This window comes from Pseudomonas palleroniana (assembly GCF_022836895.1).
Lineage (GTDB): Bacteria > Pseudomonadota > Gammaproteobacteria > Pseudomonadales > Pseudomonadaceae > Aquipseudomonas > Aquipseudomonas palleroniana.
Genome location: NZ_CP092411.1, coordinates 128,135 through 140,843, shown reverse-complemented (window position 1 = coordinate 140,843; position 12,709 = coordinate 128,135). Strand labels below are relative to the sequence as shown.

Genomic DNA, 12,709 nt, shown 5'->3' with positions numbered 1-12,709 from the left:
GCGCAACTGCCGGTTTGCGCATACCCATCCATAGTGGGCGCAGTAGGACGCTGCTTAGAATTATTTCGCCTAAATACAGACGATTCACGAAATTGACACATAGTTCAACGGGCGCATAGGATTGCGCCCAACGCCTGTGGCTAACCGCCATGACTTACTCCAATAAAAAAAGGCCCGCGGCAGTTCAGTCGTCCGCGGGCCTTCTTTTTTCCGGAAAAAGCCGACACCAGAAAAGCGACACGGAGCCTGGTGTCACAGCGCGTACTCAACCAGTAATAAGGAATATAAGAATATGTTGAAGCAACGGATGAGTTTGATCGCTCTGGGGATTTTGAGCGCATCGACAGCCATGGCAAACGACCAGGAGCAATCCAAGGGTTTTGTTGACGACAGCCACCTGAACATTGCTGCCCGTAACGCCTACATCAGCCGCGACTACAAAAACGGCAAGCAAGACAAAGCCGAATGGGGCCAAGGCTTCATCGGCAAGTTCGAGTCCGGTTTCACCCAAGGCACCGTCGGTGTGGGTGTGGACGTGATCGGCCAGTACGCCATTCGCCTGGACGGTGGCAAAGGCCGTAGCGGCGCTGGCGGTATCGACTTCTTCAAACAAGGCGACAGCGGCGAAGCCGCCAACGACCTGGCCAAGGGTGGCGCAGCCGTCAAGGCGCGCATCTCCAATACCGTGATCAAATACGGTCAGCAGATGCCAGCCGTACCGGTCCTGCAGTACGACAACTCCCGCCTGTTGTCGGAAACCTATGAAGGCACCTCGATCGTCTCCAAAGAGATCGCCGGTCTGCAACTGGACGCCGGTCACTTCACCAAGGAAGCCCGCAAGAGCGCCGAAGGCAGCGACAGCGGCCGCCTGAAAAGCATCGACTACATCGGTGGTAGCTACAAATTCACCGAAAGCCTGTCGGCTGCACTGTATGCCTCCAACATGCAGGACGTGCTGAAGAAGCAATACGTCAACGTCAACTACGTGCTGGCCCTGCCAGAGAAACAGTCCCTGACGTTTGACTTCAACGGCTACAAAACCAAGCTGGACCGCAGCTTCGCCCTGGAAAACCAAGGTGATGCGGACGCTCGCGACAACAAGATCTGGAGCCTGGGCGCTACCTGGGCGGTCGGCCCGCACAGCTTCACCGTCGCTCACCAGCGCAGCACCGGCGACACCGGCTACCTGTACGGCGGCTACCGCAACGCCGGCGGCATCGGCGACGGTGGCAACACCATCCTGCTGGCCAACTCCTACTGGTCTGACTTCAACGGCAAGGACGAGCGTTCCTGGCAGGTTGGCTACGGCATCGACTTCGCCACCTTCGGCGTACCGGGCCTGACCTACAACGTTGCCTACGTACGCGGTACCAACATCGACGACGGTAGCAACCGTGGCGATGGCACCGAGCGTGAGATCTGGAACCAGTTCAAGTACGTCGTCCAGAGCGGCCCAGCCAAAGACCTGAGCCTGCGTGCGCGTGCGTCCTGGTTGCGCGTCTCCAACAACGCCAGCAACTACAACGTAGGCGGTAACGAAATCCGTCTGTTCGCCGACTACCCGATCAACGTTTTCTGATTGATCGCAAGTCGCGCCTGATCCCAGGCGATAAAAACCCCGACTGGTTCGGGGTTTTTTTATGTGCAGGCGATCACTTATCGGGTGCGTGTCGGGCGTGGTCATCCCGAGGCGAACGCCCGAAAAAAGCCTTATAGGCCCGGCTGAACGCTGCCTCGGACTCATAGCCCACCGCAAACCCAACCTCGCCGATGCGACCTCCCTGCCGGGAAAGCATGGTTTTTGCCAAGGTCAGCCGCCACTCATTCTGATAGCGCAACGGTGAGCGCCCGACCAACGTACTGAACCGCTCGCAGAAATTGGAACGCGACATGCCGGCAACTTCCGCCAGCGCATCAATGCGCCACTGCTGGCCGGGCGTTGCGTGGATAGCCCGCAGCGCCCGGGCGATACGCGCATCCGATAACCCGCCGAGCCATCCCGACGCACCACCCTGTTGAACCCAGGTGCGCAGGATGCGAATCACCACCAGATCGATCAGGCGCGAAATCATCAACGCACCGCCGGGCTGCGTGTCATGGGCTTCGAGCAACATGAAATGCAGAATACCTTCGGCCCAGGCCGCCGCTTCGGTCTGTCGGATGTGGATCAACTGCGGCAGGGCAAACAGCATCGCCTGGAAACTGCTCGCATCGAACCAGAATCGGCAGACCACCACCGTGGCCGGCCCACTGCATGCCGTAATCCTGATACCTGTGGGGTCGTGAGGGAGTAGCAGCACATCGCCCTGTTCCAGCATCACCGGTGGTTGACCACCACTCTCCAGTTGCAACCCGCCTTGCTGGACTACGCAGATATGCGCGCTCTTTTCATCAAGTTTGAGCGGCTGCCCGATGGTCAGCTCAGAGGCATAAACGCGGTCGCCCGTCAGACGAATCTGCGCCAGTACCTGAGACAAAAGGTCGCCCTTGGCCAGGCCTTCCAACTTCATTTCCGGATGAATGATCAAATGTTCGAGGGGATTGGTCATGTCTGCACGGCCATGCCTTTAATAAGCTGATTACCGGATCATAACGCGCTGAGGCGATCTGGATGAGCGTTTCCAGCGCAGGTCGTTTATGCACATCTTCCAATCACACGGGAAACGCAAAATGTTCGGAATCTCCACCCTCGGCTGGATCCACACCCTCGGCAGCCTGCCCGCCATTCCACTGGCGGCCTACATGTTCATCCGCTGCGGGCGCATCGTTCCCCGCTCAACACCGGGCAGGTTCTATCTGGCATCGATGTTGATCGGTGCCTTCAGCGTGTTCCTGGTCGCCAAACAACCGGTCAGCAACCTCATTGGCGTCATCACGATTGCCTTGCTCGTGGCCGGTTATGGCGTTGCGCACCTGGCCTGGCTGGGCCGTGCGCGGATTTATCTGGAAACCATCTTCCTGAGCCTGACGGCGTTTTTCCTGATGGTGCCGACGGTGTCCGAGACATTGCGCCGGGTGCCTGATGGTCATCCTTTTGTTACCGATTTGAAATCGCCGGTGCTGATCGGTGCGCAGGCGGGGATAGCGCTGGTGCTTGTTATTGGCGTTACTGTGCAGATGATCTACTTGCGTAGGAGAGGGGGGCGGGTTGCTTGATTGTCTGTCGAGTATGAGTCGTGTGTGGGTGTTTGGGGGCTTGCGCGGAAAATAGGCAGGAATCCACCGGAAGCAGCCGTTTTCAACCAGTCGCAGGAACAATATGGCTGCTTCACTCAACCCCTTCTCGTATCATCAGCGCCTTCGCATCTGGAACGAACTGTGTGAAATCGCTAACTGAAAAAACTCCGGCTGCCCCTGATGGGACGAAGTGGGACGTAGGCGAGGCTGTCAATCAGCTCTCGTGGGACGACTTGCGCATCATCAAGACGCTCAGTGATTGCGGCAATCGTTCGGCTACAGCCAAGAAGCTTGGCATCAATGTATCCACCGTTTCGCGCCGAGTTGCTCAAGTTGAGAGAACGCTCGGCATCGCGCTGTTCGACCACCGCAAATCCGGGTATCTGCTCACCGCCGAGGGCGCTGAATTGCGAGCACTTGCCGAGCGAGTGGAGTTGGATATCGTCAGCGTCACGCGGCGTGTTTCACGTTCAGGCCAAGGCCCTCTGGGCAAACTTCGAATTACCACCAGCGACTCGCTGCTGCTGTACTTCTTCACCCCCATCATCGCGGATTTCAAAGCCCTGAACGAGGGCATCACCATCGAGGTGCTGGTGGGCAATGAAACCCTCAGCCTCGCCCGGGATGAATCGGATATCGCGATTCGAGCGACCAGAAAACCTGCGGAAAGCCTGGTGGGACGCAAGCTGGCGAATATTGCCTGGGCACCTTACTGCTGCGCCAAACAGGTGACTGCCGCGCCCCTTTTCGAAGAGGGCCAGGCATGGGTGTCATACTCAGCAGCGCTCTTCGGTTTGAAGGCGACAAGCTATGTCGAAAACCGAGTCGCTGCTGAGCGCATCGCGTACCGCACCGATTCAGTTGCAGCAGCAAGCGCTGCAATTGCGGCGGGTCTGGGATTTGGATTCCTTCCCTGCATGTTGGGCGACATAACCCCAGGGTTGGTACGCGCCGGCCCGGTGGTGCCAGAGCTTCAGGATGAGTTGTGGTTGCTGACTCACCAGGACATTCGAAAATCGTGGCGAGTCAAAGCATTCATGACCTTCTGCGCCGCTGCCGTGGCCAGTCAAAAACCCTTGGTCGAGGGGCAGTTGATACTCCCGGTCGTCTAGATCGAAACCGGGAGTGCAGCTCAGATGTCTCGGGCGCCAATCACGGCCTTGCACACGATCTCAATCAACTGCTGGCGCTGGGCAAGTCTCGACACCCCAATGATATTGCTCGCGCACTGCGGCCGCTCAGTGCCATAGGCCGCCTTGCGCACTTTGCCGACCACGGCAAACGCAGCGTCCATATCCAGCACATAAAGGGTTTCCTCGACAACATCTTGCAGAGTGGCGCCATACAAGGCGAGCAGCTTCGAAATGTTGTCATAAGAGACCCGCATCTGCTCTCCCATCGAAGAGAAATCACTGGGCTTGCCGTCGGCGTTCAGCGGTGCAGGGGCTACCAGATTACCTTCCTCATCATGGTTGAATTGACCTGATACGTAGATCTCGTTTCCTACCCGCCGTGCCTGCGGATAGCCATATGCCTCCTCCCAGGAAACGCCCCAGTAGGCGGTCTGCTTGTTGAACGGTTGTGACGCTGCCATTGCATTCTCCTGCACATGACGGATCGGTTTGATCCGAATGGGTGGGCGAATGCTAACAGCGCGATCGCGTAGATGATGGCGCATAAATGAGCCAATACAGGCGCAAAAGTGCGCCACCAAGAAGTGTCTTGATTGGTTATCTTTTGCTCGTCCTCAAGCCATGACGCTGAGGAGTGCGCTCATGGCTACGGTGATGCCTGCAAGGTGCGGGACCCGAGACGTGTGCGATAGAACTTCATCCAAGCCGAAAGGAAAACAAAAAATGAGCAATCCTAAAACTGAAGTCCTGACTCCGCTGAACAGCCAACTGATCTTCATCGATCAGCAGCCCCAGATGGCCTTCGGCGTTCAGAGCATTGACCGGCAAACGCTGAAAAACAATAGCGTTGCCTTGGCCAAGGCCGCGAAGATTTTTAATGTCCCCACCACCTTCACCACGGTTGAGACAGAAAGCTTCTCAGGTCACACCTACCCTGAGCTACTCGCTGTATTCCCGGACGCCCCGTTGTTGGAGCGCACCTCCATGAACTCCTGGGACGATCAGAAGGTACGCGACGCCCTCAAGAGAAATGGTCGCAACAAGATCATCGTCTCCGGCTTGTGGACCGAGGTATGCAACACCACCTTCGCCCTGTCGGCAATGAACGATGCCGGCTATGAAATCTATATGGTTGCAGACGCCTCCGGCGGCACCACCAAAGAAGCCCACGATTACGCCATGCAGCGCATGATCCAGGCCGGCGTGGTACCGGTAACCTGGCAGCAGGTGCTGCTGGAATGGCAGCGGGACTGGAAGAACCGCGACACCTACGACGCCGTAATGGAACTGGTCAAGGAACATTCTGGCGCCTATGGCATGGGCGTCGACTACGCCTACACCATGGTGCACAAGGCGCCTGAGCGCGTTCAGCACGGCCCTACTTTGGCGCCTGTCGCTGCATCTGTCTGAGCCATCGCCAGCCCCTGCCCTGGGGGCTGTTCACAGACTTGCGAAGGGTGCGCAGTCGACTGAACCGAGTCAAACGAGCCTGGCCTGGAACCTCTGGGGGGGGCCAGTGCCCAGTGCTGTTCGAGTCAGGCGCTTGCACCCGGTTACCCGGATTAATAGATGTGTATGAACATGGACAAATCTACCGTGCTTGCGACCCTCACACTGGCTTCGACAGAACCGCTCAAATCCTGGCAGATCAGCACTGCCAAACAACTGATGCTGGGCAGACTGGATACCGGTATTTCAGTGACTGAACTCGCTGAAGCCTGCGCATTGTCGCGCAGTCACTTCACCCGCATGTTCAAGGAAAGCACCCGGATGCCCCCGCAGCGATGGCTGCGTGAACAGCGGGTCATGAAGAGCAGAGAGTTATTGAAGACTTCCACGATGTTGCTCACAGAGATCGCGCTGGAATGCGGCTTCAGCGATCAATCTCACTTCTGCCGTACCTTCGTGAAAACTGTAGGCATGACACCGACGGCTTGGCAGCGACAGGCAGTCTGCCCGACTCCGGTCGTGGCTTGAGACGGTAAGGCACCCGAAGACATTCAAAAGTGAGGAAAACCATGAAAATTCTCTACACCGCAGTCGCCACCGCAACCGGTGGTCGTGATGGCCGGGCCATCTCCAGCGACAACAACCTTGACGTGAAACTGGCCACTCCGAAGGAGTTGGGTGGCGCCGGTGGTGAGGCCACCAACCCTGAGCAACTGTTCGCCGCCGGTTACTCGGCCTGCTTCATCAGTGCACTGAAATTCGTCGCCGGCCAGAGCAAACGCAGCATTCCGGTCGACGCCACGATCACGGCGCAGGTAGGCATTGGCCAGATCCCAGGCGGCTTTGGCCTGGATATCGACCTGAACATCAACCTGCCGGGCCTGGAGCAAGCCGATGCACACGCGTTGGTGGAGGAGGCCCATCAAGTGTGCCCGTATTCCAACGCCACCCGTGGCAACGTCGATGTGCGTTTGCACGTCACCGTCTAACTTTCCGAGATCTACGCCTCGCCGCTGCGCGCTACCACTGAGCAGTTGAAAGGCCGCCAGCTGGCTTTCAAATAGCGTTACCTACTTTGCAGATACGGCGCCATCAAGCTGGCAAACCACTCGATGAAGGCACTGAGGCGGCGAGAGCGTTGGCGACGATCCGGATACAGTACAGACACGGTCATCGACGGCGGCCGGTAAGCTGCCAGCACTTCCACCAACTCGCCGCTATCGAGTAGATGCTGCACATCGAACAACGGCACCTGAATCAAACCGAGGCCTGTGCGGCATGCGGTGATATAGCTTTCCGCACTATTGACCACCAAGCGACAGGGCAGTGGCAACGAATGCCGGACGCCGTCGAGACAGTATTCCCACTGAACCTCCTGCCCGCTCGATCCCGCCACATAGCCGACGCATACGTGCCGCTCCTGCAACTCGGCAAGGTCGGTGGGTACGCCAAACTCGCTCAGGTAAGCGGGACTGGCACAGTTGATCGTCAACACCTGCCCTAACGGTTTCACTACCAGGCTGCTGATCTGCGGCGTGCCGAAACGAATCACACAATCGACGCCCTCCTGCACCAGGTCTATCGAGCGGTCGGTGGAACCCAGGCCCAGTTCCAGGTGCGGGTAACGCTGGAGAAAATCGGGCAGCGCAGGAATGAGCAGGCGCCGGGCGATACGACTGGGCACATCGACCTCCAGACGCCCCATCACCTGCTCTTGATGGGTGTGGAACAGTTGGTCGATCTCATCGATCTCGACTAATACCTGGCGTGCGCGCTGCAGTAACTGGCTGCCATCGGTGGTCAACGACACCTTACGCGTGGTGCGGTGCAGCAAGCGCGTTCCGGTATTGGCTTCCAATTGTTGAATCGCCGCCGATACTGTGGCACGCGGCAGTTTCAGCAGGCGTGCGGCCTGGATGAAGCTGCCGAGCTCAGCCACCTGAACGAAAATTTGGTACTGGTCGATGCGGTCCATGGGTTATCAGTGCTCGACGACGGCGTTAGCCTGTTTCACTCGAAACCGGCGGGTGATGTGCAGACTGATCGACGCTCATAGCAACCCCACGGCCTGGTTTGTCGGGAAAAGTGTCAACGCCGCATTACGGGGTTGCAATCGCTTTTCGCCCGTTACTTGGTGGTATACCCGCCGTTGATCAAAATCGTCTGGCCCGTCACCCACCAGCCATCACTCACCAGGTTGCGAATGAACGGGACCACATCCTCGATATCAGTCAGGCCCGTGCGCGAGAACGGCGAAAGCGCCGCGGCGGTCTTATGATAGTTCACCGCATCCTGACCTTCGGCCGGATAAAAAAACGGTGTATCCATCGGGCCCGGGCCCACTGCCGTCACCGAAATACCTCGCGCGCCGGGTTCTTTTGCAGCCGCTCGGGTGAACTGCTCCACCGGCGCTTTACTGCCGGCATACGCCGCGTAGAACGGCGTGAACGCGCCGAGCAGCGAGGTGACGATGGTGCAGATCTTGCCGTTGTCGTTGAGGTGCTTGCCGGCTTCCTTGAGAAAGAAAAACGCGGTTTTAGAGTTAACCGCCATCATCTCGTCGTACTCAGCTTCAGTGATCTCAGCTATGGGTTTCTTCAACACCTTGCCCACGGTGTTGATCGCAATATCCGGACGCCCGACTGCAGCCACGGCATCGCTGAACAGCTTTTCCACGGCCCCGGCTGTGGTCAGGTCTGCCTGCAACACCACCGCCTGGGTTCCCAGCGCCTCGAGAGCCGCCGCAGTGGCGTTGGCATCGCCCTGGCTGGAGGCGCTGTTGTAATGCACCACTACCGCCTTGGCACCCTGCAGGGCGAGATCGCGGGCGAGCAAACCGCCGAGATTTTTCACACCGCCGGCGATCAGTACGACCTTGCCATTGATTGAATGTTTGGACATGACAATGCTCCTTGGGCTGGGAAAGGTACGACCCAGTCTAGAGAGGCAGGGGGCAAAGATAAGCACGCTGATGCTGGATGCACTGTTCAGCGTTTTCGGCCAATAGGTGTGAAGTTACTTACGTTGTGTTGGTGTATTGGCTGGAAGATTGTCAGTGGGTTGACGGAAAAATGGACGTTCCAGAAACGACAAAGCCCTCGCATTTCTGCGAGGGCTTCGTTTTGTATGGTGCCGGCACCAGGAGTCGAACCCGGGACCTACTGATTACAAGTCAGTTGCTCTACCAACTGAGCTATACCGGCGTGTTAGGGCGACGATTATAGCGATTGGCAGGCATCTGTAAACCCCTGAATTCTGACTATTTTTGCAAATACAGAGGTTTTCTTGAGCAGGCCGTATTTTCATGGCGGCGAGTCGTGCTCCGGGGCCGTCTAATCAGCTCAGTTGCCATCGCCGCAGTTGTCCGTGAATTTCATGTAATCCAACACCTGCGTCTGGCCCTTTGAGTCGAGATAGGTCATTCGCGCGTTCACTATGCCGCATCCCGAGCGGGAGTCTTCGCTGGTGGAGAGTACGCGCTGGATGTCTGGCTTGGGGGTTACGCCGGCGTGTGCGGTGGCGGTCAGTGCAAGCAGGGCGGCGGCGATCAGGGGTTTCCAGTTGTTGGGGTTCATCGTAGTGTCCTCAGGGTCAGTGATGGGGTGAGGTCATTGAGCGCCTGGGAGGTATCTGGTCTGTGTCGTCGATCTCGGGTTTTGTCTCGTTGTGTATTGGCTGAATATTTATGTACTTGCCGATACGAAGGAGGGCTGAAGGGGAAGGGGGCATTAAGTGGCTAGAAAGCCATTTAATTGACTTTAAGCCGTTCGTCCGAAAAATAAACTGCGAAAACATCAAAATAATGACACTTTTCTGTGCCTGACCCAGAATGCATTCACCGGGACGCCTATAAAAAAGACCTGCGGCTAGTGCCTGCTTGCCGAACTTCACGTCTTTAAGTTGCGTCGTGAGGAGAAGGCTATGAGCCTCAGCGAAGAACTTTTGGCGTTATTTGGCAAAGATGTCAGCCACGATGCCCAAGGCATTAATGCGCGGATGCACTTTTTTGGCAGTGTGCCTGGCGACGAAAACACCCACTCACATTCCCCGCCCGCCGATATCGCGGTTGTGCGCGCCAAGGTCGTGGCGCTGGTGTCTATCAATGGCGGCGTTGGGCGCAGCACGTTGGCCACGGCCTTGAGCAGTGGCTTGCAGCGTCATGGTGAGTCAGTGGTGGCGCTGGATCTGGACCCGCAAAATGCCTTGCACCATCACTTTGGCGTCAGTGCGGCGTTGCCCGGTATTGGTCGCACCAGTCTGGAGCATGGGCAGTGGGGGGCTTTGCAACAGGTCAGCTTCGCCGGTTGCCAGGTGATTACCTTTGGCGATATCGATATCCAGCAGCAGGAAAACCTGGAGCGTTGGCTCAAGCATGAGCCCAACTGGTTGGCGCAGCGTCTCGCGTCCCTGGGCCTGAGCGAGCGGCAAACGCTGATCATCGATACGCCTGCCGGTAATAACGTCTACTTCCATCAAGCGCTGAGCGTTGCCGACGTGGTGCTGCTGGTGGTTCATCCCGATGCTGCGTGTCTTGCCACTCTGGAGCATTTTGACCAACTGCTGGCGCCCCATCTTGAGGGCTCTCGCCCACCCTCTGTGCATGTAGTGGTCAATCAGGTGGACGAGAGTGATGCCTTCGGCCTGGACATGGTCGAGGCCTTCAAGCAGCGCCTGGAGTCCCCACCATTTGAAGTACATCGTGACGTGGCAATCAACGAGGCGCTGGCCTTTGCGGCAGACCCGTTGGACAGCGCAGCCAAGCGGCTGGCCGGAGACGATATCAATGAGATTTGCCTGGCATTGAAGGCACCGAAAAAGAAACCATAAAGCGCGCTTTATAGGCTTAATGCCAGATGCTTATGCACAATCGGTTGGTTGCGGCTGTCAGGCGACGGCCATTTTGTGGAGCGGTTCTCAACACGCTGCAACTGCCTGTTTTGTGTGCATTTTATTTTGTGAACAAAAAATGACCAGCGTGCCTTTTGGCCTGCAGCGCTGATGGGAACAGCCTCTGTAAAGAATCCATCAACAGAGTTATCCACAGGGGCATGTAGGAAATTTTGCCCCTTAATCGCGCTCGGCCAGCACCATCAAGTTGCGTGGGGTCAGGGCCGGCTCACAGAAGCTGCCTATCTCGACCTTGTAGCCCTGTTCCGACAGATAGAGCGCCCGGTCCAACACTAGCCACATCTCCAGCGGGCGTCGAAACAAGCCTCGGACCAATTCCAGGTTGCGTACCTGTGCAAGGCGGCGCCAACCCTCGGCCTCCAGTGCAGCCCAATCCTGTTCACCTGTGGATAAGCCCTTGAGATTCGCCAGTTCCCGGCAGTAGTCGGCGAAGGATTTGCCCAGCCAACTGGCGGGCAGCGAGGGGGTGGGTAAGTAGTCGTCGTGGCCGCGTAACTGGCGTTGCAAGTGATCAAAGCCCAGGCGTCGAGCCATGGAGGTGTCACGTTGTTGGCGCACGCGATTGCCGGCGGTGACGGTTTCGCTCAATGGCAGGCCCAAGTCATCTTTTGACAGGCGCAGGCCTGACGTACGGCCGGCGCTCGATAGCGGTTGGTAGTGCTCGCCATTGATGCGGTTATAGCAGCAGGGCGCCAGCGCCAGTTTTTTGCAGCCGGCAGCACTGGCCAGTTGCAACAGGCGCACGTGCAAGTCGCCGCAGGCGTGCAAGGCGACGGGCGTGTGGGCGGGGCTGAGTGTCACATCCGCCATCACGTCTTGCAGGCGATGCGTGACCGGCAATCGGTGGTGCTCGCTCAGCGCCTGGCCTGAGGCGATCAGGGCCGGGTCGTATTCCAGGCAAGTCAGTTGCTGGCCGGGTTGCAGCAGGCGACGGCCGAGATGACCTTTGCCGGCACACCAGTCCAGCCAGTGGCCAGGTGTTTCGGTGAATTGCAATGCGGCGCCGAAGGCTTCGATCTGCTGCCATTTGCGGCCGGGCACGTCGACGTTCAGGCGGTGGCGGGCCGGCTCCAGTGTGCGTTTCGGTAACTCGTCCACTGCACTGAGGCGCAATGCCCGCTCCGCCAACTGTGGAAAAGGCGCAGGCGCCGCTAACGCGTGGGCGTGGTTGTGGCTGGATTCGGCATCCGCCAACGAGCGTTGGCGAAGCCAGTGGGCCAACTCGGGATGCGCGGCTTCCCAGGGTAATTGCAGGTGCGTAAAGGGCCGTGGTCGCCACAGCCCTTGATGCTCGATCAGAAACGCATCCAGCGCTTTGAAACGGGCCTCAGCGTCCCTGGCAGGCATCGACGCGCAACCAGCGTTCGAGCAGTTTGAAGCCGCGCACCAGGATGTAAGCCATCAGCAGGTAGAACAACCCGGCGGCGAAGAAAATCTCCACCGGCAAGTAGGTGCGGGCGATGATCGTACGCGCCATGCCCGTCAGCTCCAACAAGGTCACGGTGCTGGCCAGGGCGCTGGCCTTGAGCATCAGGATCACTTCGTTGCTGTAGGCCGGCAGGCCGATGCGCGAGGCGCGGGGCAGGATGATGTAGAACAACGTCTTGGGCTTGGACATGCCCAGGGCGCGTGCCGCTTCGATCTCACCCGGCGGGATGGCCTGGATCGCGCCGCGCAGGATCTCGGCGATATAAGCGGCGGTGTGCAGGGTCATCGTCGCCGTGGCGCACCAGAACGGATCGCGCAGGTAGGGCCACAGCACGCTCTCACGGACCGTATCGAACTGTGCCAGGCCGTAATAGACCAGGAACAACTGCACCAGCAGTGGCGTGCCCCGGAAGAAGAAAATGTAGGCGTAGGGCAGGGCGCTCACGTACCAGCGGCGCGAGGAACGGGCGATGCCCAGCGGGATCGCCAGCAGCAGGCCGGCAATCACCGCGATGGCGACCAGTTCCAGCGTAAGGGTGGCGCCCTGGGCGAGTTTGGGCAGCCACTTGATGATCACGGCCCAGTTCAGGCCCAGGTCGAAATGCGCCAGCCAG

At 58.4% G+C, this 12,709-nt stretch carries 14 protein-coding genes and 1 tRNA gene; 7 read left to right on the top strand and 8 right to left on the bottom strand.

The genetic code is table 11. The features are described from left to right. Positions 1 to 292: 292 nt before the first annotated feature. The gene (locus tag MJP36_RS00630) at positions 293 to 1,579 is read left to right on the top strand and encodes an OprD family porin (protein WP_104995247.1); all 1,287 of its coding nucleotides are present in this window, start codon (positions 293 to 295) and stop codon (positions 1,577 to 1,579) included. Positions 1,580 to 1,652: 73 nt separating this feature from the next. Here the strand turns inward: MJP36_RS00630 and MJP36_RS00625 are convergent, their stop codons facing one another. Then, positions 1,653 to 2,549 carry an AraC family transcriptional regulator gene (locus MJP36_RS00625; protein WP_060754638.1) on the bottom strand — a complete coding sequence of 299 codons (897 nt, stop codon included), beginning with the start codon at positions 2,547 to 2,549 and terminating at the stop codon, positions 1,653 to 1,655. A 121-nt stretch (positions 2,550 to 2,670) separates the two neighbouring features. On the opposite strand from MJP36_RS00625, the gene MJP36_RS00620 reads away from it, so the two are divergent. Together MJP36_RS00620 and MJP36_RS00615 are read left to right on the top strand one after the other, a co-directional pair. Continuing rightward, complete coding sequence (locus tag MJP36_RS00620; RefSeq protein ID WP_205344100.1) at positions 2,671 to 3,156, top strand: hypothetical protein; 486 nt, start codon at positions 2,671 to 2,673, stop codon at positions 3,154 to 3,156. 164 nt (positions 3,157 to 3,320) lie between these two features. After that, entirely contained in the window at positions 3,321 to 4,289 is a 969-nt protein-coding gene (locus MJP36_RS00615) for a LysR family transcriptional regulator (RefSeq protein ID WP_244384623.1), read from the top strand. Positions 4,290 to 4,309: 20 nt separating this feature from the next. On the opposite strand, the gene MJP36_RS00610 is transcribed toward MJP36_RS00615, so the two are convergent. Continuing rightward, positions 4,310 to 4,771: a RidA family protein gene (locus MJP36_RS00610; RefSeq protein ID WP_104995250.1), complete on the bottom strand. Its 462-nt coding sequence runs from the start codon at positions 4,769 to 4,771 to the stop codon at positions 4,310 to 4,312. Positions 4,772 to 5,033: 262 nt separating this feature from the next. Here MJP36_RS00610 and MJP36_RS00605 point away from each other — a divergent pair, with 262 nt between their 5' ends. The 3 genes from MJP36_RS00605 (at position 5,034) to MJP36_RS00595 (ending at position 6,748) form a co-directional block, all read left to right on the top strand. Beyond that, entirely contained in the window at positions 5,034 to 5,720 is a 687-nt protein-coding gene (locus tag MJP36_RS00605) for a hydrolase (RefSeq protein WP_090367446.1), read from the top strand. Between the two features lie 165 nt (positions 5,721 to 5,885). After that, the gene (locus MJP36_RS00600; RefSeq protein WP_104996195.1) at positions 5,886 to 6,287 is read left to right on the top strand and encodes a helix-turn-helix domain-containing protein; all 402 of its coding nucleotides are present in this window, start codon (positions 5,886 to 5,888) and stop codon (positions 6,285 to 6,287) included. Between the two features lie 41 nt (positions 6,288 to 6,328). Then, positions 6,329 to 6,748 (top strand): organic hydroperoxide resistance protein, encoded by a 420-nt coding sequence (locus tag MJP36_RS00595; RefSeq protein WP_104995251.1) that lies wholly within the window; start codon positions 6,329 to 6,331, stop codon positions 6,746 to 6,748. Positions 6,749 to 6,825: 77 nt separating this feature from the next. Here the strand turns inward: MJP36_RS00595 and MJP36_RS00590 are convergent, their stop codons facing one another. From MJP36_RS00590 to MJP36_RS00575, 4 genes are all read right to left on the bottom strand, one after another. After that, a complete protein-coding gene (locus MJP36_RS00590; RefSeq protein WP_161547680.1) occupies positions 6,826 to 7,734 on the bottom strand; it encodes a LysR family transcriptional regulator in 909 nt (302 codons plus the stop codon). 152 nt (positions 7,735 to 7,886) lie between these two features. Then, positions 7,887 to 8,660, bottom strand: coding sequence for an SDR family oxidoreductase (locus MJP36_RS00585; protein WP_244384621.1), 774 nt, complete (start codon positions 8,658 to 8,660; stop codon positions 7,887 to 7,889). Between the two features lie 226 nt (positions 8,661 to 8,886). Beyond that, positions 8,887 to 8,962, bottom strand: a tRNA-Thr gene (locus MJP36_RS00580). Between the two features lie 138 nt (positions 8,963 to 9,100). Continuing rightward, entirely contained in the window at positions 9,101 to 9,334 is a 234-nt protein-coding gene (locus MJP36_RS00575) for a DUF2790 domain-containing protein (protein ID WP_104995262.1), read from the bottom strand. 346 nt (positions 9,335 to 9,680) lie between these two features. Between MJP36_RS00575 and bcsQ the strand changes: the two genes are divergently transcribed. Further along, the gene (bcsQ, locus tag MJP36_RS00570) at positions 9,681 to 10,586 is read left to right on the top strand and encodes a cellulose biosynthesis protein BcsQ (RefSeq protein WP_244384619.1); all 906 of its coding nucleotides are present in this window, start codon (positions 9,681 to 9,683) and stop codon (positions 10,584 to 10,586) included. A gap of 240 nt (positions 10,587 to 10,826) precedes the next feature. On the opposite strand, the gene MJP36_RS00565 is transcribed toward bcsQ, so the two are convergent. Together MJP36_RS00565 and MJP36_RS00560 are read right to left on the bottom strand one after the other, a co-directional pair. Continuing rightward, positions 10,827 to 12,014 carry a methyltransferase gene (locus MJP36_RS00565; protein WP_244384618.1) on the bottom strand — a complete coding sequence of 396 codons (1,188 nt, stop codon included), beginning with the start codon at positions 12,012 to 12,014 and terminating at the stop codon, positions 10,827 to 10,829. Further along, positions 11,995 to 12,684 (bottom strand): ABC transporter permease, encoded by a 690-nt coding sequence (locus MJP36_RS00560; RefSeq protein WP_060754698.1) that lies wholly within the window; start codon positions 12,682 to 12,684, stop codon positions 11,995 to 11,997. The genes MJP36_RS00565 and MJP36_RS00560 overlap by 20 nt, the downstream gene beginning before the upstream one ends. Positions 12,685 to 12,709: the final 25 nt, after the last annotated feature.

Excerpts from the sequence above, each read along its gene's own strand:
- MJP36_RS00620 (WP_205344100.1), top strand. The coding sequence starts at position 2,671 with ATGTTCGGAATCTCCACCCTCGGCTGGATCCACACCCTCGGCAGCCTG.
- MJP36_RS00605 (WP_090367446.1), top strand. The coding sequence starts at position 5,034 with ATGAGCAATCCTAAAACTGAAGTCCTGACTCCGCTGAACAGCCAACTG.
- MJP36_RS00600 (WP_104996195.1), top strand. The coding sequence starts at position 5,886 with ATGAACATGGACAAATCTACCGTGCTTGCGACCCTCACACTGGCTTCG.
- MJP36_RS00565 (WP_244384618.1), bottom strand. The coding sequence starts at position 12,014 with ATGCCTGCCAGGGACGCTGAGGCCCGTTTCAAAGCGCTGGATGCGTTT.
- MJP36_RS00575 (WP_104995262.1), bottom strand. The coding sequence starts at position 9,334 with ATGAACCCCAACAACTGGAAACCCCTGATCGCCGCCGCCCTGCTTGCA.
- MJP36_RS00630 (WP_104995247.1), top strand. The coding sequence starts at position 293 with ATGTTGAAGCAACGGATGAGTTTGATCGCTCTGGGGATTTTGAGCGCA.
- MJP36_RS00595 (WP_104995251.1), top strand. The coding sequence starts at position 6,329 with ATGAAAATTCTCTACACCGCAGTCGCCACCGCAACCGGTGGTCGTGAT.
- MJP36_RS00585 (WP_244384621.1), bottom strand. The coding sequence starts at position 8,660 with ATGTCCAAACATTCAATCAATGGCAAGGTCGTACTGATCGCCGGCGGT.
- MJP36_RS00610 (WP_104995250.1), bottom strand. The coding sequence starts at position 4,771 with ATGGCAGCGTCACAACCGTTCAACAAGCAGACCGCCTACTGGGGCGTT.
- MJP36_RS00590 (WP_161547680.1), bottom strand. The coding sequence starts at position 7,734 with ATGGACCGCATCGACCAGTACCAAATTTTCGTTCAGGTGGCTGAGCTC.
- bcsQ (WP_244384619.1), top strand. The coding sequence starts at position 9,681 with ATGAGCCTCAGCGAAGAACTTTTGGCGTTATTTGGCAAAGATGTCAGC.
- MJP36_RS00625 (WP_060754638.1), bottom strand. The coding sequence starts at position 2,549 with ATGACCAATCCCCTCGAACATTTGATCATTCATCCGGAAATGAAGTTG.